This window comes from Paraburkholderia dipogonis, from assembly GCF_046027395.1.
In the GTDB taxonomy this organism is placed as follows: domain Bacteria; phylum Pseudomonadota; class Gammaproteobacteria; order Burkholderiales; family Burkholderiaceae; genus Paraburkholderia; species Paraburkholderia dipogonis_A.
In genome coordinates, this window is the sequence record NZ_JAQQEG010000009.1 from 90337 (window position 1) to 115497 (window position 25161).

Consider the following 25161-nt stretch of genomic DNA (forward strand, 5'->3'; position numbering starts at 1 on the left):
TCAGGCAGTTTCAGCGGTTTGTTCAGCGGCTTCTACAGTAGGCGAATATGCCGGGAAATCCGAGTAATGCTTTTCGTCGCCGCCCCAGAACGCGGCGCGCACATACGGCGTGAGCGGCAGCTTATGCTGAAGCCGGTACGGCAGGTCCGGATTCGACGAGAAGTGGCGGCCAAAGGCGACCAGATCGGCGTCGCCCGATGCGACGATCGCTTCCGCGCTCTCGCCGTCGAATCCGCCTGCCGCGATGATCGGGCCGGAGAAGTGCGGGCGCAGATACTTCACGGCGACCGGCGCATGACCCTCGTGCAACGTGTCGTCGCCCTTGATGCGCGGCTCGATCACATGCAGGTAGGCAATGCCGTATCCATCGAGCACCCTGGCGACGTGGCTGAAGGTGGCTTCAGGATCGCTGTCGGAGATGCCGCCCCATTCGCCGGACGGCGAGATGCGCACGCCGACCCGGTCCGCGCCCCACACCGAAATCAGCGCCTCGACGGTTTCGCGCAGGAAGCGCACGCGATTTTCGATCGGGCCGCCGTAAGCGTCGGTGCGCCTGTTGGTGCCGTCCTGAATGAACTGATCGACGAGGTAGCCGTTCGCGCCGTGCAGTTCGACGCCGTCGAAGCCCGCCTCGAGCGCACGCTGGGCGGCCAGGCGAAACTCTTCGACGATGCCCGGAATCTCTTCGATGCCGAGCGCCCGATGCGGCGAGGCGGGCACGAAGCCATCCCTGGTCAGTGCCACACCATCGAACGGGACGACCGAGGGCGCGAGCGGCGCGACACCGCCGGTCATCTCGACGTGGCTTTGCCGGCCGCCATGAATCAACTGCATGAAGACCCGGCCGCCTTTGGCGTGAACCGCATTGGCAATCGCTTTCCAGCCTTCCACCTGGCCGTCGTGATAGAAGCTCGCGGCGCCGAGATACGAGCGGGCGGGAATCGAAATGCTGACGCCTTCGACGATCTCGAGGCCGCCTTGCGAGGCGCGCTGGCCGTAGAAGTCAGCCATCATCGGGCTGGGAATATCGCCGGGCTGATTGGTGCGCAGGCGGGTCATCGGTGCGAGCACGACGCGATGCGTCAGGGTGTAGGCGCCGACCTTCTTCGGGGTGAACAGGTGAGCCATGATCTTTCCTTTACCGGGTAGTGAGTTCGGAGACGCAATCAGCTGATTGCCGATTCGTTGATGGAGAATTTATCCATTCCGATATGCGCCGGGAAGGCACGCACCGGCATATGAATCATTCCAGACCGGGATCAATGGCGGCGCGGAGCAAGGGCGGCCGCTCGACCTGCAAGTCGGCGGCGATGCTCGACTGCAGGTGCGCCGCGATCAACGTGTGGAGCGTGCCGAAAACGGCCGGACGTCGCGGCGCGGCGAGCCGACGACATGGGACATCACTGGTCAAGCAAAGTAGCTGAACGCCGCCGAAATCGAGCTATCGGTCGCCAGGTTGAACGCCGCCAAAGCGGCCGGTGAAAGCGTGGTCCGAGCCGCCGAACGTAAGCCACGCGCGCTCCAGATCGATCCGGCATCGCCCGGTGGGCACTCATTCAGGGGAGCCGGAACGGCTAGAAGTCCGCCCACCGGCCACGGCGCGGGAACAGCGCTTGCGCTTTAAACACGCGGCCTCAAAGCGCGCGCAAACTGCCACGCCCAGGCGTGCTCGCACGAATGCAGCCACCCGCTCGATGCCCGCTGCGCGCGGCCCATATAGCCTGCATACGCGCCTTGCGAAAAACTCCCGGCTTGGCGCGCGACTATACGCGGCGTGGACGGTTTTACCCCGTTTTTCCGGTGCAAACATGCCTCGCAAAGATGGCGTTTAAAGCGCAGCATGGCCGTGTTGTTATCGTGCGATCAGCGGGTTACACGTGTGGAGCGATTTTGCATCGACCTGCAAAATCGTGTGAATAAAGGCGGCCAACAGCTCAGACGTAAGGATTCCGGAGAGTATTGCGATGTACAACGATATCGATTCGCCAGGATCGGCGCTCGATGGCCAGAGTACCCGCGGCCAGATGAGCAATCTGCCAATTCCCGCCACGCCGCCAAGGTTTGGACGCCTCGCCATGTGCGTGGCCGCGGCCAGCGCGCTCGCCATCGGCGTGATGGGTACGGTGGCGTATAGCGTCTGGTTCAACCAGGATCAGCAGGCCTACGCCAACGCCATGGCCGGCGCGCGGCAAGCGCTTGGCAACGGCGCGCCGGCGCGCGGGGCCGTCATGGCGAATACCGCGAGCGTGCCGACGCAGCCGGCAGCGGCTGCGCGGCCGAACGCGCCGCAAGCGTCGCAGTCGCCATCGACAAGCGTCGCCAATACGACGCTGGCGGCAGCGCCAGTTGCCACGGATCCGGAAGCGGGCGGGCAACTCGCGTCCTGGTCCGGTGAGGTCAAGGCACCGACGGCGCAGCCTGACGTCGTTGCAGATCCGGCACCTGGCACGCCGGCGCCCGCCGCCATGTCCGCTCGCCGTTCGGCAAGCGCAGCCAATCCACCGACGCAGCAACTGGCCGCGGCGCGTGCGGGCAAAAATGCCCGCGCCACGCCTCAGGAGCGCCGCGGCGCCGCCGAGACCGCGCGGCACAAAGACACCCTGTTTGCCCGCATGGGGCTCTTCTTCCGTCGTGTGAATTACCGGCAGCATGGCAACGCAAATCGGCAAGACCTCTACTCCCATCCCTGAGCGGCACCGAGCCGGGCGAGCCGCTTCAAAAGGCGCGTTCATGAGCCGCTTCAGGCGGGCTCCCGCCGTGCTGGCCGGCGCGTCATTGCTTTGTCTGCTGGTCGGTCTTCTCTATCTCGCCTTGCAGATCAGGACGATCTTCTCCGATCAGTTGAAGCAGGAATACGCCGGGCTCGTGCTCGAAGCGGCGGAGCGCGCGGAAAGTGCTCGCGCGATGGTCGGTGTGTGGCAGCAACACGCCGGCGACGGTCAAACGCAAACGCAAGCGCAAATTCAAACGCAGGGTTACCGGCATGCACGCATCGAACTCGCCGAGCGTCTCAAGTCGCTCGCAGCCTTGGTGAATGCCAGTCCTGCCGCTGCGCCGCCAGTGCCGCCGTCGGCGTTGACGGCCGATGCCAGTCTGATTGGAACCGATGCGTTGCTTGCCACAATCTCGCCGTATTGGCGCGCCCAGCGCGATGCCGATGGCGCCGACGTGCGCCTGCGGGTTGCCCATGTCGCGAACGTGTTGATCGCGCTGGCCGCGCTGCTGTTCTGCATGTTGCTCACCGCGCTCGGCATGTACGCGAAACGCAATCGTCAACTGGTGGGCGAGTCGCACGAGTTCGAGTACGCCGCGTTGCACGATCCCATGACCGGCTTGCCGAACCGGCGCAAGCTGTTCGCCACGCTCGACGAGGCGGCGGCGAATCTGCAAGCCGGTCCGACGGCTCGCAACATCGCCGTGCTGTATGTGGATCTGGACGGCTTCAAGCAGGTCAACGACATGCTCGGCCACCGCGTCGGAGATGACTTCCTGATCGCGGTGTCGCGCGCCTTTCGCGAATCGGTGCGCAAAGTGGATGTTGTCGCGCGCATTGGCGGCGACGAATTCGCGGTGCTGGTGCGAGAATATTCGACGGCGCCTGAATTGGCCGAAATTGCTCAGCGGCTCATCGCGTGTGTGGTCGAGACCGATGAGCAGATGGGCATCGGGGTGGTGCGCGCGAGCATCGGCATTGCCAGCTATCCGGATCTCGTCAGCGATTACCAGCGCCTCGTCGCCGCGGCGGACGACGCGATGTATCGCGTCAAGCGCGGCGGCAAGAACGGTTACGCGTTTGCGGCGCAGGCTGACTGAGGAGCGCTTAGGACGTTTGCGTCTCGGGTGTCGCTTGCATCGCTTGCGCTTGCGTTTCCGTTTTCAGCATCACTTCCCGGCCTGGCCTTTCATTGATGACCGCGAGACGCACGTCATCGCTCATGGTCTTCCACGCGCGAATTTCGTCGCGCGTACGCAGGCAGCCGAGGCAGAAGCCGGTTTTGCCGTCGAGTTTGCAAATGTCGATGCAGGGTGACTGGATTGTCATGATCGGACCAGCGCTTCCGTTGGATTGACTTCGACGGTGATGTGCGAGAGTCGGTTAAAAAATGCTGCAGCATTGTAGGGGAGAAGCGCGCGCATCGTCGCGCACGCCGAACTTTGTTTCGTGTTACAAAATCGGGGCTTGCCGATGCGCGCCGTGTCATGCACCGGCACATCGGCAGTCATTCCGGGTTCATCCACAGCGGAAAGATCCATGTCCAGATATTCGTTGATGCGCGCCGCCGGGCGCTTGAGCCAGCCTGAGTGGATCGTCGCCGTTGTGGCCGCGGCGCTGGCCGCCTGTGCGCCGGTGCCGCCCGCCAGCAGTCCGGCCACCGTTCCACCTGCGGTTATTCAGCCCGCTGTTCAGCCGGACAGCGAGGCCGGCGCACAAGCCACCGCACGCCCGGCCGACGGCCCGCTGCCAGTGCCGCCGAACCTCGTCGCGTTGGCGCAGCCGGCCGGCCAGAAACGGCTGACGAACTCCACGTCCAATCAGTCGTACTGGCCGCTCTCGCAGTATTTCGAAACGCAGCGCAACCAGGCCTATTGCTCCGTCGCGACTTCGGTCATGGCGCTCAACGCGTTGGGCATCCGCCGGCCCCCGTCGACCCAGTACCCCGACTTCCCGTTTTTCTCGCAGGAAGATTTCTTTCACGGCATCGATCCGCAGGTGGCCAACGCCGCGCGGGTCTCGCAAGAGGGCATGACGCTCGATCAGCTCAGCACGGTCCTGAACGCCTTTCCGGTCGATGTCAGGAAATACCACGCGGCGGACCTGTCGCTCGGCCAGTTTCGCGACCTCGTGCGCGCGACCACGGGCCACAGCGACCGCTTCGTGTTGTTGAATTTCAGGCGGGTGGAAATCGGCGAGACGGGCGGCGGACACTGGTCGCCGCTCGGCGCCTACGACTCGGCGAGCGACAGCGCGTTGCTGCTCGATGTGGCGCGCTACAAATATCCGGCTGTGTGGGTGCCGCTCGCGCAGTTGTACGCGGGCGCGCTGGCGGTGGATAGCGTGAGCGGACTTTCACGCGGTATCGTGATCATCGGCAAGCGGTCGAATTGATGGCTGCTTGCCGAGGCGGCCACGACGTTCAGGCGCGCGACACGAGAGATGGCTCATGCGAGTGTGGCCACAGCAAGCAGGCGCGCGCGATCTCGTTCAAGCGCGCGTCAATCTTCCTCGTTACGCCATTCGGTCAGTCCTTCGCGCGCATTCAATTCGATGAACGAAGGCAGCGCTCGTAGCTTTCGAATATAGCGGGCAAGATTCGGCCAGCCGAGCGCCGGGCGCGGCATATTGCGGGTCCAGCGCATCAACATGACGGCCATGAAGTCGGCCGTGCTGAGCTTGTCGCCGATCAGATAGTCATGGCTTTCGCCGAGATGGGCATCGAGCTTATCCCATGCCCCGTCGAGCCGACGGCATGCGAGCGCGCGAACCGCTTCGGCGCCGGCCGGGTCACCGTCGGAGTCCGCGTAGAACCAGTCGCGCATGGCCGGCAGAATCGTGTTGGCGAGATAGACCATCATTTCGAGCCACGCGGCGCGATCGACGGCGTTCGGCGCGGGGGCGAGCGCGGCATCGGGATGCCGCTCCGCCAGCAGCATCAGCAACGCGGCCGACTCGTGGCGCGGCGCTCCGTCGATCAGCAGCGTGGGTACGCGTCCCGAAGGATTGAGCCGCAGATACGCCGGATCGTGCTGCTGGCCCGCGTCGATGTCGATCAACTGGGCGTCGAACGCGATGCCCAGTTCTATCAGCATCCAGTGCACGGCCATACTCGCCGCGCCGGGCGAATAGTAAAGCACGTAAGGTGTGGAATCGCTGTGCATAGTGGGTTGATGTCCGGTTTCGATCCGGCGGACAGTCTACCGCCGTTCCTGACGGATGCCCATGCGCAAACGCCCAGAGAACGCGCAGTCTCGTAGTGGCGCGCTCGCGTTTTCGCGACTACCATCCCTTCACTCATTTTTTGTCGGCCGATCGAGGCGGCGATCCGCACGCGTCGTGCGCGGGCACGCAGGTGTGCTCCGCCGTTCCGTCCAGGAGACGGGCAAGAGGCAGCCAGGAGGTGGGCAACGCAGCCGTGTTTGCGGAGGTGAAGCAACGTATGTGCGCACTGGACCGTCGGACCTTGCTCAAGGGCGTGCTAGCCACGCCATGGCTGAATGCGGCCCTGGCATCGCCGGCACTCGCAAAGCCCTCGCCGATCGTTTCGACCACACTCACGCTGCACCGCGTGCGTCCCGGCGACCCAGCGTGGCCTTCGGCGAACGCCTGGCAAGACCTCGACCGAGCCGTACGCGGACGCTTGAGTCTGGTTGAATCGCCGCTGGCAATCTGCGCGGAATCTCCAACGAGCACAGCGTGCCTCGACCTGTTCCGGCGTTTGAAAAATCCCTACTACATCGGCGATACGCCTGCGCTCACGCAGAGCGCAGGCTGGCTCGACGCGTGGACCTCATCGCCGAGCGTGTACACGGTGGCGGCCGCCAACGCGCTAGACGTCGCCACAACCGTCGCCTTCGCCAGGCGGCATCGTTTGCGGCTGGTGGTGAAGGGCGGCGGCCACAGCTATCAGGGCACATCCAACGCGCCAGACTCGCTGATGATCTGGACCAGATCGATGCGCGACGTCACGTTGCACGATGCTTTCGTCCCGGCGGGCTGCGAAGGACGGGTCGAGCCGGAAGCCGCGGTGACGATCGGCGCAGGTGCACTATGGGGCCATGTCTACGACGCCGTGAGCACGCGAGGCGGCCGCTACGTGCAAGGCGGCGGCTGTCTGACGGTGGGCGTAGCCGGTCTCGTGCAAGGCGGGGGCTTCGGCAACTTTTCGAAGAAGTTCGGCACAGCCGCGGCCGGTCTGCTGGAAGCCGAAGTCGTGACCGCGGACGGCGTGGTGCGAATTGCCAACGCGTGCCGGCACCCGGACCTCTTCTGGGGCTTGAAAGGAGGCGGTGGCGGCAGCCTCGGCGTCGTCACGCGGCTGACGCTGCGCACGCACGCGTTGCCCGACACCGTCGGCGCCGTGCGTGCGACGGTGAAGGCCTCGTCGGACGCGGCGTTCCGCGCATTGATCGGCGAATTCATGGCCTTCTACGCCGACAACCTGATGAACGAGCATTGGGGCGAAACAGTCGCCTTCCATGCCGACAATACGTTGGGCATTTCCATGGTGCACCAGGGACTCAGCCGCGACGAAGCCTCCCGTGTCTGGCAGCCTTTTTTCGACTGGATTGCGGACGGCGAGCACGGCTGCGAGACGAGCCCGCCGCAGATTCTCGCCGTGGCGGCGCGGCACTTCTGGGACGCCGCGTTCATCATGCAGCACTTGCCCGGCGTGCTCGTCGCGGACGACCGTCCTGGCGCGCCCGCGGACAATGTGTTCTGGGCGGATAACGTTGGCGAAGCGGGGCAGTACCTTTACGGCTACACGTCGACATGGCTGCCGGCCTCGCTACTGAGTGCGGACCAACGGGCGCGTCTCGCCGACACGCTATTCGCGAGCACACGGCAGTGGACGGTCAACTTGCACTTCAACAAAGGGCTGGCGGGCGCGCCGGCCGATGCCTTGAACGCCACGCGCGATACGGCGATGAACCCGGCGGTACTCGACGCCTTCGCGCTCGCGATCATCGCGGGCGAGGGACCACCGGCATTTCCCGGCATCGAAGGGCACGAGCCGGACGAGCAGAAAGGGCGGCGTTACGCCAAGCGCATTAAACAGGCCACGCGGACGCTGCGCGAAATCGTCCCCATGCCGGGGGCGTACTTCTCCGAAAGCGATTTCTTCGAGGACGACTGGCAGCAAGCGTACTGGGGCAGCAACTACGCGCGGCTGGCTGCCGTGAAAAACCGGTACGATCCCGACGGTTTGTTCTTCGTCCATCACGGTGTGAATTCGGAAGCGTGGAGCGCGGATGGATGGACGAAGGTGAAAAACGGGCCTGGCTGAGTACGATAGCGGCCTGCCTCGCCGCGTGGCGCGAACCGGTCATGACTCACGTCACGCAGCAACGCCGAATGCCTACTTCACCCGCTTGACCACCGGCGTCTTCCACTTGCCATCCAGCAGCACCGGTTTCGGCCAGTAAAACCGCATGGTAATCATGAACGGTCCTTCCGGCGCCGGCAGCCAGTTGGCCTCTTTAGCCTTGCCCGGCGACTTCGCCTGGATGTAGATCGTCAAGCCGCCATCGCGATCCTTCTTGAGTTGCGGCAACATCGGCGAATTGATCAGATACCGGTCGATCGGATTCTTTACGAGCAACTGACTGGGCAGTGCATACATGGTCACCGACCAGAATGCATTCACAGGCGGCAACTGTCCTTTCGGAAAGCGCAGCACGTAGCGATGCTGGCTGCCGTCCAGCGGCTGTCCGGTCGAATCCTTGTCGAGTACCGGATACAACGCTTCTTCACGCGAGTTCGCGCCGATGCCGACCTGGGTGCCGGTGGCGCGCGCCACGTAATCGTTCTTCAGATACTCGCGCGAACCGAACAGCGTATCCGTCTTACCGCCGAGCGACGCGCGCTTGTCGTCGATCGCCTTCTGGCCATCCTGCATGCCGGCCTGAAATGCCGCTTTCTGCTCCGGCGAGAGCGCGTTCGCGTCGAACCGCTTGCCGGGCACGACACCGATCTGCGCGAAGCGGCTGCGCAGTCCGGCCTCAGCCGGATTGACCGGTGCGAACTGCAACACGAACGCAAGTTCATTGAAAAATTCGAGCGACGTCCGCGCGGTGGCCGGCGCGAGCGGCTTGATCCACTGCACCGGCGCCGCGGTGGGCGCGGGCTTGCTGCCGGTGAACGCCGAGAGCGTTTGCACCTTGTAGCCCGCCTGGATCTGCTTGACGTTTGCGAGGTCGTCGGGATTGAACAACTGCGTGCGACCGACCACGTTCACGAGATCAGTCTCGGAACGGATCACCTGAGTGATGCCGTTCGGCGTCTGACCGTTCCAGCGCGGCCCCGCGATCAGGAATTTGCCGCCGTTGTTGCCCGTGGTGCGGCTGCCGATATACGCGAAGTTGAAGGTATAGAGATCCATCAACTGAAACACGAAGTAGCGCTTCGCGTCCATTGGCGGGACCGTGATGACGACGGGTTCCGCGCGCAGATCGAGGCCGGCGAACGAATAGGGCGTGTCGGAGTTGGGCGTGACGAAGGCGGTGTCGTCCGGCGTGAAGACGCGTGAGATGTTCAGGATGGAATTGAACGGGCCTTTGTATTGCGGGTTGGTGGAGTCCACCGAAAACGCATACATGATGCTGTACGTATCGACCATCGGGGTGCCGTAGAGATACGCGTCTTTGGCGATCGAGCGGATGTCGGTGCTGCTGGCGCTGACGGGTGCGACGGGGGCTTTGGAGAAGTCGTTGGTAGGCGCCGTATGGCAGGCCGTGAGGACAATGGCAAGTAGCGCGGCAGCGATGGTTCGTGTTCTGTGCATTGCGACCCTCGGGAATGAGCCGTGGACGACGGCAGCGTGATCGTTCGTTCATACAGCGCATTCATACAGCGCGGCACAACAGGCGCAACAGGAAACGGGACTCGCAGTGCAAGCTTCTGCACGCCGCAGCTTGCCTAACGGTGGTATTAGCTGTCAAGCAGCTTTCTGTTCATTCCCACGCCGCATTCTGCAAAACGATCCGATACCCATCCGGATCTTCGAACGTTTTGCCTTGACGGTCCCAGTAAGGATTCTCCGATTCGCACGACTTCACGCCGAGCGATTCGAGCCGTTCGACGGCCGCGCTCCACACATCGCGTTCGGGAAGATAGAGCACGAGAAGGTGCTCGGTGGTCGGCGCCCGTTCGACGGTCACGCCTTGTTGATGGGTGAGCTCGATATGCCAGGGGCAGCCTCGCCGACCGACGATCACACCATCGAAGCCTTCGTGATTCTCGAAGCTCGCCAGGACTTCGAAGCCTAATCCCCGCGTATAGAAGTCAGCGACCTGATGCAGATCGTTAGTAGGGCGGGCGACTCGGAGAACGGGTGGCTGCATCGGCAACTCCACGAAACACGGATGTGCCGCCTAGCATAACGTGCCGTGCGCCCCGCAGCGCGCCCGAGTGCCTCAAACGCTTCACGCGCTGCGCGCCATCTCCGCGACACCCGCGTTGAACTCTTCCCTGTGCTTACCTGCGGAGGCCGCCGTCCGCGCCCGAACCGCGCTCTTGCGAACCCGCGTATCGCGCAGCGCCGGACGTGCATCGACCAGATCCGCATACAACGCGAGATAGTTCGAGGTCGACGCATCCCAACCGAAGTCGCGGCTCATGGCATTCCGCTGCAACACATGCCATGACGACGGCTGCACAAACGCAGCCAACGCGCGGCCGAGCGCGTGCATCACGTCGTCCGGGCTTTCGCCGTCGAACAGAAATCCCGTCGCTCGCTGTTCACCACGAGGATCGTGCGGCACATAGTCGACGATCGTATCGGCCAGGCCACCGACGCGCGAGGCCACCGGAATCGTGCCGTAGCGCATCGCATAGAGCTGGGTGAGGCCACAAGGTTCGAAGCGGCTGCCGTGCAGCAGAATGTCCGCGCCCGCGTGCAGCATGTGCGCGCGCCGCTCGTCATAGCCGATCTGCACGCCGACGCGTCCCGGCCATGCGGCCGCGACGTCCTGCAGGGCCTGTTCGAGACCGTGCTCGCCCTGGCCGAGAATCGCGAACTGCAGCCGCGGATGCCGTTCGAGCAGCGCCGGCAGCGTATGCACGACGACATCGGCGAGCTTCTGTTCGGTCAGGCGGCTGCCGATGGCGACCAGCGGCGCGAACGGATCGCGCGTCAGACCGAAGTCCTGTTGCAGTTCGCGCTTGCAGGCCTGCTTGCCGGCGGTGTCGTCGACGGAATAGGGGCGCGCGATCTGTTTGTCGGTGGCCGGGTTCCAGGCGGCGGTATCGATGCCGTTGACAATGCCTGATAACTTGCCGGCCTGCGCCTGCAACACGCCTTCCATGCCGTGCCCGAAATGCGGCGTCAGGATCTCGCGCGCGTAGCGCTGGCTCACCGTCGTGACGCGATCCGAATGGACGATGCCCGCTTTCATCATGCTCAGCGAGCCGTAGAACTCGATGCTGCGTTCGTCGGAGAGCGCGGGCGCCAGCAATTCGGGCGGCACGCCGATCCAGCCGCCCATGGCAAGCGGATGGTTGCCCTGAAACGCCAGGTTGTGAATCGTAAAGACGCTTTTCGCGGCGACGCCCGCCAGCCTCAGGTACAGCGGCGTGAGTCCTGCATGCCAATCGTGCGCGTGCACGATGTCGGGGCGCCTGACGTTGCGCACACCGCGCGCCACTCGCGCGGCCGCCGCCGCGAGCGAGGCGAAGCGGGTGAGGTTGTCCAGGTAGTCGCGCCCTTGCGGATCGCGATAGAGGCCTTCGCGCGCGAACAGGTGATCCATCTGCAGCAGCAGCACCGGCACGCCGGTGTCGGGCATCTGGCCGCGCAGCAGGCGGGCGTCGCCGCCGGGCAGGCCGGTCATGCGCGCGATGGGCGCGACGTCGACCGCGCGTTCGAGCGCGGCGGGATAGGCGGGCATCAGGATCGAGACATCGACGCCGGCATCGCGCAGAGCGGCGGCGTATGCGCTGACCATGTCGCCGAGGCCGCCGGATTTGGCGAGCGGCAGGGCTTCGGAAGCGACCAGAAGAACGTTAAGCGGCAAAGTGGCCCCCAAGGACGGGTTTTTTGCACTTGCACAGTGCGGTGAGATTCGCGGACGCGTCAGTTCAGCAAGGGATGTGCCTGAGGTCAGCGGTTTTGCAGGGGGTGCGAGGAGGGTTTGTGTTGCAGTGCGGGCGAGCGATTCTTTGGCTTCGAAGACCTATTTATTTGTCTTGACGCTTCACCGCCCGTGAGGCGTTTTTTCATTCATGTGTAGATTTGACTTTCGGTTTCAAACACCGGCGCGGAGCGCACCAAACAAAAAGGGCTGTCGCCGAAGCGACAGCCCTTTCATTCACCGCGCAAAGAAGAAAGCCTGAGTCAATGCACCGGCGCGTGCGTCTGCTCGACCGGCCGCGGCTGCGTCACCGCGCTCACCACCGCGAAGACGATGATATTCACCGCCAACGCCAGGAAGCCGATATTGATGTCCTTCAACGCATCGGGCAGGAACGGCATCAACTGTCCGATGCTCAGGTGCATGGTGGTCGTCACGGCCACCACCGCGACGCCGGCCAGAATCCCGCAAAACGCGCCTTGCTTGGTCGCGCGGTTATGCGGACGCAGGCTGCAGATCACCGCCGGAAAGAGCTGGGTCACGAAGCTGTAGCCCATCAGCAGCAACGCGACGATGGTTTCGCCGCCTTGCAGCGTGAAGCCGACCGCCACCAGCGCCACCACCGGCACGAGGAATCGTGCGAGCTTCGTCACCGTGGCGTCCGAGGCTTTGCGGCTCACCATGCCGCGATACACGTCGTTGGCGAGCAGCGTCGACGCGGACGTCAGGATCATCGAGCCCGGCACCAGCGCGGTCAGAATGCCGGCCGCGCCGATCACGCCGACGAACCACGGGTCAAAGGCTTGCAGCGACAGGCGGAACAGCGACAGGTCGATGTCGCCGCCCTTCAGACCCGGCACCTTCAGCGTCGCCGCGAAGCCCACGAAGAACACGAACAGCAGAATCAACTGATACAGCGGCAGCACCATCGCGTTGCGGCGGAAAATGCGTTCGTCCTTCGCGGTGAAAATCGAACCGAACGTATGCGGCCACATGAAGAAGCCCAGCGCCGTCAGCAGCACGGTCGACTGGAACCACGTCACGCTCGAGCCCTTGGCCGGGAAGGTCAGGAAGCCGGGGCGCGCGGCGTCGATGGCGCGGAACATGTCGCTGAAGCCGCCATAGTAGTGCAGCGGCAGATAGATGCCGAGGAACAGCACGATCGCGAGGATCAGCATATCCTTCACCACCGAATTCCACGCGGAGCCGCGCACGCCGGAGACGATCACGTAGGCCGTCACGACACAGGCGCCGATCCACACGGCCGCCGTCGACGAAATCGCGCCGTACGAGGCCGTCGCCACGATGATGCCGAGCCCCTTCAGCTGCAGCACCAGGTAGGGAATCAGCGCGGCCACGCCGACCAGCGCGACGAGCGTGCCGAGTGCCGGGCTGTCGTATTTGCGCGTGAAGAAGTGCGGCTGCGAGACGAGGCGGTGATTTTTAGCGTAACGCCAGATTGGCGGCAGCATCCAGTACGAGAGGATGTACGCGAGCGTGCCGTACGCCAGAATGTAATAGACCGGCGCGCCCTTGCCATAAGCAAAGCCGCTGCCGCCGAGGAAGGTGAAGGTCGTGTAGATTTCACCGGCCATCAGCAGGAACACGAAGGCGGTGCCGAAGCTGCGGCCGCCCACGGTCCATTGCTCGAGACTCATGTCGTGGCCGCGTTTGGCGCGCACGCCCAGGTAAAGCGCAAACAGCGTAATCGCAGCAATGATGATGAGTGCGCTCATGAACTGACCTCCTCGCCATCGGCGGCGAGCTGACGGTTGGACGGATCCAGACGGTAGACGATCGCCATGATGATCGAACTGAGCACCACCCACATGACGATCCAGGCCAGCACGAACGGCATGCCGAGCATCAGCGGCTCGACACGATTCACAAACGGAACACCGAGCAGAATGCCGATGAACGGCAACGCGGCGAGTACACGAAGCAACATGGGGGCAACTCCTCGAACGGGTAAGTACGTCTCGTTGAAAGCGCGGCTTCGCTGGGGACTGTATGCCGGATGCTTTGGTCCCGTAAAGCTGGTCAAAAAAGTGTAGGCTTTCTGAAAGTTGCGGGCGCATCTTTATAGGGTCGGTTGCTGCGCTGCAAGGCGGCGCGCAGAGTGAGGCACGCCGCGGCACGCCCGCTGGCGCCTGGCTTTTTTACGGTCTTGCCTGGCGCGCCGCGATATCATCTCGCCACGCAACGCGGGCATCATTCGGGATCGCCGGAGAGAGCCCGGCTTCATCAACATGGCGCGGCGTGCCGGGTGCGCAGAGGCGACCCGAACTGCCGCTCGACACGGAACGCATATGGTCGAAAGTCTGATCTCGGACATTCTGTTTGGCTTTACCGGGCTGATCAGCATCATCAACCCAATCGGCATTGCTTTCGTCTTCCTGGACCGGACTGCTTCGTTGACCACGGAGGAGCGCACCGCGCTAGCCCGCAAAATCGCCATCAACGTGATGTGCGTGCTGCTGGTGGCGTTTTTCATCGGCACGCCGATCCTGCATTTCTTCGGCATCTCCATGCAGGCGCTGCGCATCGGCGGCGGGCTCGCCGTCGCGGTGGGCGGCTGGCAAATGCTCAATGCGCCCGACACGCAGCCGGGCGAGCAGCCGGCGGTCAAGCGCGTGGACGCGGACAATGCGATGTCGAAGGCGTTTTTCCCCTTCACCATTCCGCTCACGACCGGGCCCGGCTCGATTGCGACGGCTGTCGCGCTGACCGCGAATCGCACGCACAAGCTCTCGGCGTTCGTGATTTCGGGCATCGCGTCGGTGATCATTTCGGTCGCGGTGGCCGTCACGGTCTATCTGATCTATAGCCGCGCGGTGGTGTTCGCCAAGTACCTCGGCGTGGAAGGCACCAAGGTCGCCATGCGTGTATCTTCCTTTTTGCTGCTGTGCATCGGCGTGCAGATCATGCTGACCGGCTTCTCCGAATTCCTGATCCCGATCGCGACGATGCAGCCGGTGGTCAAGTAAACGCGTATCTCACCGGGAGAACGTTATGTGCCGCTGGCTCGCCTACACGGGCAACCCGATTCAACTCGAAACGGTGCTGTTCAACGCTAAACATTCGCTGATCGACCAGAGCCTGCACTCACGGCTCGGCCAGACCACGACCAACGGCGACGGCTTCGGCATCGGCTGGTACGGTCATCCGACCGATATCCCGTTTCGCTACCGCTGCATTCAGCCGGCGTGGAGCGACCGCAATCTGCGCGAAGCCGCGCGGGCAATCCGCGCGCCGCTGTTCGTCGCGCACATACGCGCGGCGACGGATACGCCATCGCAGGAAACCAACTGCCATCCGTTCCGCCATGGCCGCTGGCTCTTCGCGCATAACGGCCTGATACGCAACTATCCGTCCGTGCGCCGCGATCTGATGGTGGCGATCGACCCCGATCTGTTTCCATCCATTGAAGGCTCGACCGATTCCGAGGTGATGTTTTTCCTCGCGCTGACCTTCGGCCTGGAAGTGGCGCCGGTTACCGCGCTCGAGCGCATGGTGGCCTTCGTCGAGGACACCGGCCGCAAGCATGGCGTGGATGAACCGCTGAACATGACTGTGTGCGCCACCGACGGCGAGCAGATCGTCGCAGTGCGCTATTCGAGCGAAGGGCAGTCGCGCTCGCTCTTTCACAGCAGTTCGTTTCATCAACTGCACGCGCTGTATCCCGACGATCCGCGCATCGAGGCGGCCGGCGAGAATGCGTTTCTGGTGCTGTCCGAGCCGCTCGCGGACTTGCCGGGCTGGTGGCAAGAGATTCCCGAGAGCACGGTGGTGGTGGCGCGCGGCGGTGAAATCGAACGGTATCCGTTCAGGCCACGATCGGCGTGAGCCGCATGAGCCGCATGAGCCGCATGAGCTCCGGCGTTAACGCGTGAGCAGCATCGAGCTCAACACGGAGAACACCGTCGACGGCAATTCGGCAAGGCGGCTGACCACCACGTTGTGCGGGTAGAAATCCTCGACGGCGTCCGTCAGCACGCCGATCCCCACCAGCTCGATGCCGCGCCTGCCGATGGCCGCGACGCGCTCGCGCAGATCGCGGCGTAATACCTGCGGATCGCCGTCGCCGGTCGACGGATAACCGTCGGAGAACATCATCAGGATGCGTCGTTCGGCCTGATGGTCGGCAAGCCGCGTCGCGGCCCAGGCCAGCGCCTCGCCATCCGGATTCTCGTGGCCGCAGTCGATCGCGGCGATCCCGCTGAGGTCCGTCGCGCCGAAGCGCTTATAGACCTTCAGATCGAGCCGTTCGACGAAGCGGTTATAGCGCCGCAAATCCGCGCCGGCGGCGAGTTGCCGCTCGTAGAGCTGCTTCATGGGCGCGGATTCGACCGAGCAGTAACCGAGCACTTCGCAATCGAACGACAGTTGCGTCAGTGCATCGCACAAGGCGGCCGCGCACTGGCGCGCGAGTTCGATCTTGCGGCCGGCCATCGAGCCGCTGCGGTCGATCAGCAGCGTCACGGCCACATCGCGTCCTTTGGCGGGCCGCTGCGTGCGAAACGGCGTACGGTAACCGGGCGAGGTCGCGAGCTTCGCCAGCGCGGTGCGATCGATCTCGCCGCGCTCCTGCTCGCGGCGCCACCGCGTGCGCTCGTCGGCGCTCAGCGCGCGTTCGAGCTTTTCCTTCAGCGGCGCGGTGTCCGCGCGAGCCTGCGCCCGCAGCTCGCGCCAGGCGGCGCTGTCGCCCTGGCCCGTGAGATCGCGGACGTAGTCGAATTCGGTGGCGAGCGGAATCGACAGCGTCGCTTTCAACGCATCCGTATTCGCACTGCCAGCTTTGCCTTCTGAAGAACGCGCGGAAGGTTGCTGCGCATCCGCCAGCGATTGACCCATGCCGACCGCGTTGTCCGCCTGCGCGCCAGCGCTTCGATCGGACGGCGGCGAGTTCGCGCTGTCCTGATCGGGCAGTACGGTATCGTCATCTTCGGGCGGCGCGGACAATGCCGCGGCCGTTTCCGTATCGATGTCCTCAACCGGATCGGCGGTGAACGCCATGCTGTTCACATCGCCCGCCGACAATGCGCGCACGCGCGCCACGAGCGCCTGCGCTGCCGCGATGCTCTGCGCGGTCGAGCGACTCGCGCGCGCTTCGTGCAGCAGATCCTGCGAGGCATGCAAGGCGGCAAGGAGCGAATGGCTCGCTTCGGTCCGGGTGGGCTGTTCATCCCACAGCGAGCGCTCCACCAGCCACACCAGCCGGTCGCGCCAATGCAGCTTCGGCCAGCGCTGCAGCACGCGTTCGGCCGCATGCAGACGCAGCTTGCCGATGAACCAGCGCGCGCCCGGATATTCGTCGAGCAATTGGGCACACACGCGGCGGTCTTCGATCACCTGCGCGAGATTCGCCGCCACACCCTTGGGCAGCGCGTCGAGCTGTGCGAGCGACGCATGCTTGGCGCGCGCGACCAGCAGATCCAGATAGCCGATCAGCACATCGCGCTCGACTTCGCCGTTCAACTCGTAGTCGGGAATCACAATGCGGCCGGGCTCCACGCGCGGACCGTCCGGACTGAACGCGACCGTCACGCCGTATTGCCCGGTCAGCACGCGAGCGACCTTGCTGAGCGTGGATTCGAAGGCGAAGCCGCGCGTGTCGCGCGTTGCGTGCATCGCGCTCACGCCTCAGGAGCCGGCGCGATGTGATGACGAACGATGCCGCGAATCAATGCGGCGTCTTCCGGGCTCACCTTCGCGTAGATCGCCGGCCCGGCGGCGCGTTCGGGATCGCCCGTGCGCAGCATCAACTCGGCCCAGTCGAGCAGCCGCCGGGTCGAGAACGCGCTCGAGAGATCTTCGCGGGCGAACGCCGCGCGGCAGTCGGCGGCGATCGCGGCGAGCGTGCTGGCGAGCGCGCGTGTCATGTGCGGGGCGAGGGTGGCCATTAGCACGTCGGCTTCTTCAGCGGGCGTCAGATAGTCGAGCAGATACACGCGCCAGCGATCCAGAAACGCCTCGTTCATCAGATTGGCGCCCTGGTACAGATGCCGGAACTGACTCATCGCGCCGACCGCATTGGCTGTCGCGAACAGCCGGAAGGCCGGATGGGGCGCGACGATCTCGTTGCCTTTCTCCTTCAGCACGAGGCGGCCGTGCGGTTCGAGCACGGCGGTGAGGGCGGCGAGAATCGACGGTTCGGCAAAATCGATTTCATCGACGATCAGCCAGAGCCCCTCGCGCATGGCCGTGGGCAGCACACCGTCGACCCAGATCGTCTCGCCACCCTTGACGGTCCAGAAACCGACAAAGTCGCCGACGGTGGTCTGCCCATTCATGTTCGAGCGCAGCACGCCGTGGCGCGAACGCGCCGCGACCTGTTCGATCAGGCTGGTCTTGCCGGCGCCGGTGTGGCCGATCAGCATCACGCGCCGGTTCTCGACGATATCCTCGACAATGTCGTTGAAGCGCTCGGAGAACAGATAGGCCGGGTTGAGACGCGGCACGAGCGGATTGTCGAAGCCGCAAGGGACCTCCACATGACCGATGCGCACGGTCTCGCCCGTGCCTTCCGCCTGCCGGTGTTTCGCCGCCGAAGCCCGCGCCGCGACGCGCTGCAATTCCGGCATGAAGGCGACGCGACCGGCCGCGGACTGCTCGCTCGCGGCGTCGTCCGTGTCGATCGCGAAGCCTTCGCGGCGCCATTTCTTCAGCTTCGCGCGCAGATTTTCCTCGTCCACCACGAGATCGATATCGACAGCGCCAGGGCCGCTGCCATTGTCGACGCCATGTTCGAGCCGATAGTTTTCCGGCCGGTCGGCCACGCTCACGCGCCACCATTCCGCGCCGTTTTCCGTTGCGCGTTGGTAAAGGCCAAGGTTTTCGTCTTCGGTGAGTTCGGGCGAGTTCATGGCGAAGGTTGAATAGTCAATAACGAATCATGCATTGCAATTTGGCTGAGGCCGAATGACCGACTATCTTATCTTGAGCGGCTTTCGATCTTCCCATTCCGTTCGCAACCGGGCCTTGTCGAGCGCATGTCGGGCAAATATTTGTTGCGTCAAACGAATAGGTCATGAAGCGCGTATCGCCTATAGTTCGACGGACCCGGCGCTCTGGTTTTACAAACATCTTTCTCGCAGATCGCGTTTTGAAGCATCCGCAGTCCTCTTTGCCCTACATCGCAACACAAAAAATTGACGGCAAAACAATGAGACTACATACAAAATTAATGACGGCCCTCGCCGTGGCAAGTCCGCTGGCATATGGTCAAACCAGCGTGAGCTTATATGGCCGACTCGACGCCGGCCTGGAATACCTGAATCACATCAACAATGGCGCGGGCGGCAGTTCGAGCCGCTGGAGCGCGGAAGGCGGCGACTGGGGCACCAGCATGCTGGGCCTCAAAGGCAACGAAGATCTGGGCGGCGGCCTCAATGCGATCTTCAACCTCGAAACCGGTTTGCAGGTCATGAACGGCACCACGAGCGGCGGGCGGCTCTGGTCGCGGCGCGCGTTCGTCGGTTTGAAGAGCGAGCAGTGGGGCACGTTGCAGGCTGGCCGTAATCTGTTTATCGACAGCGACGGCGTATGGGAATTCGATCCGTTCGTGCAGCAGGCGTTTTCGTCGGCCTCGCTCGTGCGTGGGCGCAACTGGCAGCAAACCAGCAACAACGTCGAATATCACAGCCCGGTGTTCTGGGGCTTCGATCTGCAGGCGCAATATGCGTTCGGCAATCAGGCGGGCGCCTTCAACAGCGGCGCGCCCGGCGAGTTCGGCCGCTCGGACGGCATCATGCTGACCTATCACTCGCCGCTCTTCGACGTGCGCGGCATCTACGACGAACTGCGCGACGTCAACGGCCGCTTCAGCAATATCTTCCAGGCATCGCGCGAATATTTCGCCGGCGTCAACGTGCATTTCGACGCGGTGAAGATTCAGGGTGCCTACACGCATTACTCGGCGCCTGACTCGCCGGTCGGCGTCGCTGACTCGGCCGATCACTACTGGCTCGGCGCCACCTACAACTTCCTGCCGCGCTGGGCCATGACGGCGGGCGGCTTCTACGTGAAGGTCGGTGACGGCTCGGGCGATGCCGCCCACGACCCGTCCGGCCACGCGATGATGTACGTGCTCGGCACCACCTACAACCTGTCGAAGCGCACCTTCCTGTACGGTACCGTGGGCTACGTGCGCAACGGCAGCAACTCGAATTTCTCGCTCGAAGCGTCGCCGCGCGATGCGAGCAACAATACGAGTCCGCTCGTGGGCGAATCGCAAACCGGTGCTTATGTGGGGATGCTGCATCAGTTTTGACGCGGCGTAGAGAGCGGCAGCTCGGTATGGCAGAAAGGGCGCCCCGGTTCATGCCGGCGCGCCCTTTGTGCATTCTTACGCCGCTAAATCCTCACTCACCGCCGACTTGCGCAGCCGCACCGGAATTGACTTCGACGCCGGCACCTGGCTCGATTCCGCGTGATGCGAGAGTGGAATCAGGCGATTGCATTCAGGGTAGTAACCCATGATGCAGCCCAGCGGAATGTCGAACGCATGGACATGCATGCCATCGACCTCGCGCGTCACGCCGTCGTTCGAGACGGTGGAGATGCACACCGCGTCGCCTTCCGTAAAGCCGCGGCACGTCATGTCGTCCCGATGCATGAGCAGCACGTTGCGGCTGCCATGCACGCCGCGAAAGCGGTCGTCGAGACCGTACACAGTGGTGTTGAACTGGCTGTCGCCGCGGGCGGTCATCAGGCGCAACACGTCGGGACCTCGCGACGGCATGTCCGCGTCTTCGTCGAGCGTTTCGGGCACGATGAAATTCGCCTTGCCGCTTTCCGTTTTCCATTTGCGCTCGCAAGCGGCGAGCGGCCGGTGGAAACCGCCTGGTTGCCTGAAGCGCTGGTTGAAGTCCTTGAACTGATCCGGATAGGTGCGTTCGATTGCGTCGCGGACCAGCGAGTAGTCGTCCACCCAGGCATCCCAGTCTATCTTCGGATTGCGTGGCAGCAGCGCCTTCGCAAGGCCCGCGACGATCGCGGGTTCCGACAGCAGCATGTCGCCGGCCGGTTCGGCGAGTCCGTGCGAGCCGTGCACGCAGGCCGTGCTGTCCTCTACGCTGACCCATTGCTCGCCACTTGCCTGGCGGTCGATCTCGATGCGCCCGAGGCACGGCAACAGATACGCGACCTCGCCGTGCAGCAGATGACTGCGGTTGAGTTTGGTCGCAATCTGCACCGTCAGTCGCAAGCGCTGCCACGCGGGGTCCATCACATGATGATCGGGAATCGCCACCTGAAAATTGCCGCCCAGGCCGATGAACGCTTTGACCTTGCCATCGAGCGCGCCGCGGCAGGCTTCGACCGTGGTCATGCCTTTGTCGCGCGGCGGCTCGAAGCCGTAGAGATCTTTCAGCTTGTCGAGCGGCGCGAGCTCAGGCTTTTCCGTGATGCCGACCGTGCGCTGCCCCTGCACGTTTGAGTGACCGCGAATCGGGCAGATGCCCGCGCCCGGCCGGCCGATATTGCCGCGCAGAAGCAGCAGGTTCGACAGCATCTGCACGTTGTGGACGCCGCTGCGATGCTGCGTGATGCCCATCCCGTACAACACCATCGCGGCATTCGCTTTCGCGTAGACACGTGCCGCGTCTTCGAGCGCGGCGCGGCTGAGCTGCGAATGGTGTTCGATCTCTTCCCATGAAGTCGCGCGCATGGCGTCCGCGAAGGTTTCGAAGCCATGCGTATGTTCCGCGATGAAAGTCGCGTCGAGCACCCGTGGCTCACCGTTGCGTTGCGCGTCGTCGTCCCATTCGATCAGCAGCTTGCAGAGTCCGGCAATCGCCGCCGCGTCGCCGCCGATCTTCACCTGGTGGTATTGCGTGCTGATCCGCGTGTCGGCCGGAGTGAGCATGTCGAGCGGCGACTGCGGGTTCGCAAATGTGACGAGCCCGCGTTCCTTGAGTGGATTGAAGGTGATGATTTCCACGCCGCGTTTGCGCGCATCCTGCAACTGATGCAGCATGCGCGGCGCGTTGGTGCCGGTGTTGTGGCCGAAGAACAGCATGCAGTCGGTATGCGTGAAGTCTTCGAGTTGCACGGTGCCCACCGGCACGCCGATCGACTTCGGCAAGCCGACCGAGGTGCTCTCGTGGCACATGTTCGAACTGTCCGGCAGGTTGTTGGTGCCGTACAGGCGAGCCAGCAGCGCATACATGTAGGACGTTTCCAGCGACGCCCGGCCCGACGCATAGAACACCGCTTCATTCGGATCGAGCGCTTGGAGTTCGCTCGCGATTTCGGTGAACGCGTGTTCCCAGGTGGTCTGCACGTAGCGGTCGGTCGCCGGATCCCAGCGCATCGGTGCGGTCAGCCGCCCGCGCGACTCGAGTTCCAGGCCGCTCCACGAGCGCAATTCGCTTATCGTATGGTCGGCGAAAAATTGCGCATCGATCCGCTTGCTGGTGATTTCCCACGCGGTCGCCTTTGCGCCGTTTTCACAGAACTCGAAGAGATGCGGGTCCGCGGGTTTGGCCCATGAACAGCTCACGCAGGCGAAGCCGTCGGGCTTGTTCTGCTGCGAGAGGATGCGGCTGCCGTTCAGCGTCACGTGTTCCTGAACGAGGATCGACGCCACCGCTTTCACCGAGCCCCAGCCGCCTGCGGCGTTGCGGTACTCCTTGATGGGCGCGCTATCGGGCGTGCCGGGCGTGCGTTTTGGTGCGCTCTCCGGCGCTGTTTCGACAATGTGATCGGTGCTCATGGTGGCTCCTGGCGGGTTGCCGGACCCTGCGCGCCGGCTTGCCCGACGGGCCCGCAATTACCGGACCACTGGATTAATTTGCGCTTACAAGCATCTCGCGCGACGTTCGGTGTGCAATACCACGTCGGAGAGGGTCGCGCGGCGCTGACCGGCGGCGGCCTGGCAGGCGGATCGCCATCGGGCGCACGATCCGGATCATTCGGCGGCACGTCGTCGGGCGGCGGCGACGGATCGGGATCGCTAGTCGGGCGAGGCGCGTCGGGGTCGACTTCCGGTGGCATCGGGGTATGCAGATGCAGACTCGGCATGCAGCACGTGCTCGTCATAGTCATCGTGGTCTCCGTGATGTGCATGCCTGTCGACCGCAACCGGCATGCCACCCGGCCGTAGCCGCCGCGAATGCGCGCGTGCGCCGTGTGGAACAGCTATTGCTCGACCACAGCATGCGTGTGGCGCCACAGCGGCGGTACGCGCCGCGATATCTCACCGAACACGACGCACTGAAGTGCAGGGACAAGGGAAAGGCAAATGGCGCGACATAAGGCCGACGTTGCTGACGATGACTTCGAGATTTACGCCAGCTATCACGGAACAGGCGACGGCCGTTACGTAGGTGGACTGAAGGTTGTCAGAAAAGCGGACAGAAAAATTCTGTTTCCATTCGATGGCGCGCCCGAAATCGGGCCCTATGCGACCGCCGACGAGGCGCGCCGCGCCGCGATCGACTATGGCCGCGAGATCGTGGCCGCGGATCGCGCGAGCCCTGAGAAGTGACGGATGGCGGCGCGAACGCGCCGCCAGAAGAGGGGATTGCCTTATGGCATGCCGCCGAGCGACGGAGCAATCGTGCTGCCGCGACCTGGGTCGTCGGGATGTTCGTCAGGCGGCGTCGGTCGGGCTGAGAGCGGCGGATGGGTGCGATAGCAACTGTCAATCGAGGTATCGGCGAGGCAGCGCTGGAATGCGTCAGCGTCGCTCTTTTGCGCGAACGTGTACAGCGTGCGTTCGACTTGCACTTCCGTATCGGATACGCGAATCGTCGTCATCGTCATGAGGTTCTCCTTTTTACAAATGGTGGTCCAGACCTCCGCCGCACTTGCCGCAACGGCCGTGCCCAGCTTGCCGTTCGCGTCCGGTGGGCGAGTTGACGGAGAGGGACCGGATGTTGCTGCATCGAAGACATACCCGACATCAGGAGGAGGGCGACATGCAGGGCACCAAATCGCAGGACGAGCTGGACGCGCTGGTCACCGAGGAGGTGAAACAGCGCAACAAACCGAGCGGCACGCGCTATGTCGAACCGAGTCCGCTCGGTATCGAGCCCGTCGAGCAGACGGGCGTGGACAAGGCAACCAATCCGCCACGCTCGAACGAGCGCCCGCCCCAGACCGCCGAAGTGCCGCTCGGCACGGGCTCGCATGCCGAGCCACCCGGCGGCGGCGGACGCGAATCGCAGCGCAAGGAATGATGCGGCGTATGCTGGTTTCAAACTACAAGCCAGAAACCCGAGGGAGATATTCATGCAACAGGAAAACGAACCGCTGAACCCCGGCGACGAAGCAACGCCCGATGCGCCCGGCGTCGGCGAAGATACGTGCGCCGCGTGTCACGGCACCGGCACGGTGGAAGGAAAGCAATGCGCGGTGTGTGGCGGCACGGGGAAAGTGCTGCAAGGCATCGGCGGCGGCTGACCGGCGACCGGCTCGCGCGGCACTCGGCCCTCACGGCCGTCGCCTCGCCAGCCGAAGTAACCAGGAACCAGGCGAGCCATACTTCATATGTTTGCGAAATTCGTCCACCGTCACGGCAGCGCGCACAGAACTGCCCAGAAAGAAGCGCGCGCGAAAGCAGGCGCGCTTTATGCGGCGCTGAAAAGATCGCCCGAGCCGGCACGCACGTCGTCTTCGACGCCGGCTGCAGGGGAGCACTGCGATCTTCAGGACGAAAAGGAGCAAACCATGTACAACGATTCAAAGCATGGATTCGACGCCGCCAGGACCGAGTACGAAGCTTTCATGCTCACGCCGCACGACTGGGTGCCGAACAACCGCACACTGCCGGTCGTGATTTACAGACGCGCCCTCATGCCGGATAGCGGCGACCTGGCGGCCGCCTTCGAAATCCTCTTCGAACGCAACGCGTGGCCGCCGCAGTGGCGCGACGGCATTTTCGATTACCACCATTTCCACGCCACCGCCCACGAAATACTGGGCGTGACGGACGGCTCCGCGCAGGTGATCATCGGCGGTCCAGGCGGCAAAGTGGTGACGCTTGCCGCCGGCGACGCGATCCTGCTGCCGGCCGGGACCGGCCATTGCCTGCAATCGTTCGCGCGGCATTTCCGGGTCGTTGCCGGCTATCCGGAGGGCCAGCAGTGGGACATCCGCCGCGAGGCGCTTACGCCGGACGAACTTGCGGCCATGGAGGCCTTGCCTTTTCCGCCGCTGGATCCGATCGACGGCAAGCATGGTCCACTGGTCGAGCATTGGCTGCGCGCGGCTTGACGCTCGCGCACGCCGTTTCTTCCCTCGGGTCCGCGCCGATCGGAACGGGTTCGCATCGCAAGCCCTCTGAAAGATCCACTTCCCGCAGCGAGCCTGCCCGACGCCGCGTGTAACGCTCCGTGCAGATTTGCGCGCATCGGCGCATCATCGTTG

24 protein-coding genes are annotated in these 25161 nt (G+C 64.0%); 11 read left to right on the forward strand and 13 right to left on the reverse strand.

What is annotated here, in order from left to right:
- Positions 1-1128, reverse strand: a complete 1128-nt coding sequence (locus PQR32_RS11370) for an alkene reductase (RefSeq protein ID WP_408225913.1) — start codon at positions 1126-1128, stop codon at positions 1-3.
- A gap of 836 nt (positions 1129-1964) precedes the next feature.
- Between PQR32_RS11370 and PQR32_RS11375 the strand changes: the two genes are divergently transcribed.
- Together PQR32_RS11375 and PQR32_RS11380 are read left to right on the forward strand one after the other, a co-directional pair.
- A complete protein-coding gene (locus PQR32_RS11375) occupies positions 1965-2690 on the forward strand; it encodes a hypothetical protein (RefSeq protein ID WP_408225916.1) in 726 nt (241 codons plus the stop codon).
- Between the two features lie 40 nt (positions 2691-2730).
- Entirely contained in the window at positions 2731-3813 is a 1083-nt protein-coding gene (locus PQR32_RS11380; protein ID WP_408225919.1) for a GGDEF domain-containing protein, read from the forward strand.
- A 7-nt stretch (positions 3814-3820) separates the two neighbouring features.
- On the opposite strand, the gene PQR32_RS11385 is transcribed toward PQR32_RS11380, so the two are convergent.
- Together PQR32_RS11385 and PQR32_RS11390 are read right to left on the reverse strand one after the other, a co-directional pair.
- The gene (locus PQR32_RS11385; RefSeq protein ID WP_408225922.1) at positions 3821-4042 is read right to left on the reverse strand and encodes a DUF1289 domain-containing protein; all 222 of its coding nucleotides are present in this window, start codon (positions 4040-4042) and stop codon (positions 3821-3823) included.
- Positions 4039-4254 carry a hypothetical protein gene (locus tag PQR32_RS11390; RefSeq protein WP_408225925.1) on the reverse strand — a complete coding sequence of 72 codons (216 nt, stop codon included), beginning with the start codon at positions 4252-4254 and terminating at the stop codon, positions 4039-4041. Before PQR32_RS11390 ends, PQR32_RS11385 begins: the two co-directional genes overlap by 4 nt.
- Between PQR32_RS11390 and PQR32_RS11395 the strand changes: the two genes are divergently transcribed.
- Positions 4253-5107: a phytochelatin synthase family protein gene (locus PQR32_RS11395; RefSeq protein ID WP_408225928.1), complete on the forward strand. Its 855-nt coding sequence runs from the start codon at positions 4253-4255 to the stop codon at positions 5105-5107. The genes PQR32_RS11390 and PQR32_RS11395 overlap by 2 nt on opposite strands.
- Positions 5108-5214: 107 nt before the next feature.
- Here PQR32_RS11395 and PQR32_RS11400 read toward each other — a convergent pair whose 3' ends face one another.
- The gene (locus PQR32_RS11400) at positions 5215-5877 is read right to left on the reverse strand and encodes a glutathione S-transferase family protein (RefSeq protein ID WP_408225931.1); all 663 of its coding nucleotides are present in this window, start codon (positions 5875-5877) and stop codon (positions 5215-5217) included.
- 278 nt (positions 5878-6155) lie between these two features.
- Here PQR32_RS11400 and PQR32_RS11405 point away from each other — a divergent pair, with 278 nt between their 5' ends.
- Complete coding sequence (locus PQR32_RS11405) at positions 6156-8003, forward strand: FAD-binding oxidoreductase (RefSeq protein ID WP_408225934.1); 1848 nt, start codon at positions 6156-6158, stop codon at positions 8001-8003.
- A 72-nt stretch (positions 8004-8075) separates the two neighbouring features.
- On the opposite strand, the gene PQR32_RS11410 is transcribed toward PQR32_RS11405, so the two are convergent.
- The 5 genes from PQR32_RS11410 to PQR32_RS11430 form a co-directional block, all read right to left on the reverse strand.
- A complete protein-coding gene (locus tag PQR32_RS11410) occupies positions 8076-9500 on the reverse strand; it encodes a DUF1254 domain-containing protein (protein ID WP_408225937.1) in 1425 nt (474 codons plus the stop codon).
- Positions 9501-9669: 169 nt separating this feature from the next.
- Positions 9670-10059: a VOC family protein gene (locus PQR32_RS11415; protein WP_408225940.1), complete on the reverse strand. Its 390-nt coding sequence runs from the start codon at positions 10057-10059 to the stop codon at positions 9670-9672.
- Between the two features lie 81 nt (positions 10060-10140).
- Complete coding sequence (glgA, locus tag PQR32_RS11420) at positions 10141-11730, reverse strand: glycogen synthase GlgA (RefSeq protein WP_408225943.1); 1590 nt, start codon at positions 11728-11730, stop codon at positions 10141-10143.
- Positions 11731-12050: 320 nt separating this feature from the next.
- Complete coding sequence (locus PQR32_RS11425; protein ID WP_408225946.1) at positions 12051-13523, reverse strand: sodium:solute symporter family protein; 1473 nt, start codon at positions 13521-13523, stop codon at positions 12051-12053.
- Positions 13520-13735 (reverse strand): DUF3311 domain-containing protein, encoded by a 216-nt coding sequence (locus tag PQR32_RS11430; RefSeq protein ID WP_116144978.1) that lies wholly within the window; start codon positions 13733-13735, stop codon positions 13520-13522. Before PQR32_RS11430 ends, PQR32_RS11425 begins: the two co-directional genes overlap by 4 nt.
- 361 nt (positions 13736-14096) lie before the next feature.
- On the opposite strand from PQR32_RS11430, the gene PQR32_RS11435 reads away from it, so the two are divergent.
- Together PQR32_RS11435 and PQR32_RS11440 are read left to right on the forward strand one after the other, a co-directional pair.
- Complete coding sequence (locus PQR32_RS11435; protein ID WP_408225949.1) at positions 14097-14774, forward strand: MarC family protein; 678 nt, start codon at positions 14097-14099, stop codon at positions 14772-14774.
- A 25-nt stretch (positions 14775-14799) separates the two neighbouring features.
- The gene (locus PQR32_RS11440) at positions 14800-15633 is read left to right on the forward strand and encodes a class II glutamine amidotransferase (protein WP_408225952.1); all 834 of its coding nucleotides are present in this window, start codon (positions 14800-14802) and stop codon (positions 15631-15633) included.
- A 36-nt stretch (positions 15634-15669) separates the two neighbouring features.
- On the opposite strand, the gene PQR32_RS11445 is transcribed toward PQR32_RS11440, so the two are convergent.
- Together PQR32_RS11445 and PQR32_RS11450 are read right to left on the reverse strand one after the other, a co-directional pair.
- Positions 15670-17418 (reverse strand): cobaltochelatase CobT-related protein, encoded by a 1749-nt coding sequence (locus PQR32_RS11445; RefSeq protein ID WP_408225954.1) that lies wholly within the window; start codon positions 17416-17418, stop codon positions 15670-15672.
- Positions 17419-17423: 5 nt separating this feature from the next.
- Positions 17424-18653, reverse strand: coding sequence for an AAA family ATPase (locus PQR32_RS11450; RefSeq protein ID WP_408225957.1), 1230 nt, complete (start codon positions 18651-18653; stop codon positions 17424-17426).
- A 299-nt stretch (positions 18654-18952) separates the two neighbouring features.
- On the opposite strand from PQR32_RS11450, the gene PQR32_RS11455 reads away from it, so the two are divergent.
- Positions 18953-20059: a porin gene (locus PQR32_RS11455; protein ID WP_494471417.1), complete on the forward strand. Its 1107-nt coding sequence runs from the start codon at positions 18953-18955 to the stop codon at positions 20057-20059.
- Between the two features lie 75 nt (positions 20060-20134).
- Here PQR32_RS11455 and PQR32_RS11460 read toward each other — a convergent pair whose 3' ends face one another.
- Positions 20135-22504 carry an FdhF/YdeP family oxidoreductase gene (locus PQR32_RS11460; protein WP_408225962.1) on the reverse strand — a complete coding sequence of 790 codons (2370 nt, stop codon included), beginning with the start codon at positions 22502-22504 and terminating at the stop codon, positions 20135-20137.
- 528 nt (positions 22505-23032) lie between these two features.
- Here PQR32_RS11460 and PQR32_RS11465 point away from each other — a divergent pair.
- Entirely contained in the window at positions 23033-23278 is a 246-nt protein-coding gene (locus tag PQR32_RS11465) for a DUF6723 family protein (protein ID WP_168790408.1), read from the forward strand.
- A 41-nt stretch (positions 23279-23319) separates the two neighbouring features.
- On the opposite strand, the gene PQR32_RS11470 is transcribed toward PQR32_RS11465, so the two are convergent.
- Positions 23320-23556, reverse strand: coding sequence for a hypothetical protein (locus PQR32_RS11470; protein ID WP_408225965.1), 237 nt, complete (start codon positions 23554-23556; stop codon positions 23320-23322).
- 155 nt (positions 23557-23711) lie between these two features.
- On the opposite strand from PQR32_RS11470, the gene PQR32_RS11475 reads away from it, so the two are divergent.
- From PQR32_RS11475 to PQR32_RS11485, 3 genes are all read left to right on the forward strand, one after another.
- Positions 23712-23972 (forward strand): hypothetical protein, encoded by a 261-nt coding sequence (locus PQR32_RS11475; protein ID WP_408225968.1) that lies wholly within the window; start codon positions 23712-23714, stop codon positions 23970-23972.
- Positions 23973-24024: 52 nt separating this feature from the next.
- Complete coding sequence (locus tag PQR32_RS11480; protein ID WP_408225971.1) at positions 24025-24195, forward strand: hypothetical protein; 171 nt, start codon at positions 24025-24027, stop codon at positions 24193-24195.
- 267 nt (positions 24196-24462) lie between these two features.
- A complete protein-coding gene (locus PQR32_RS11485; RefSeq protein WP_408225974.1) occupies positions 24463-25008 on the forward strand; it encodes a cupin domain-containing protein in 546 nt (181 codons plus the stop codon).
- Positions 25009-25161: the final 153 nt, after the last annotated feature.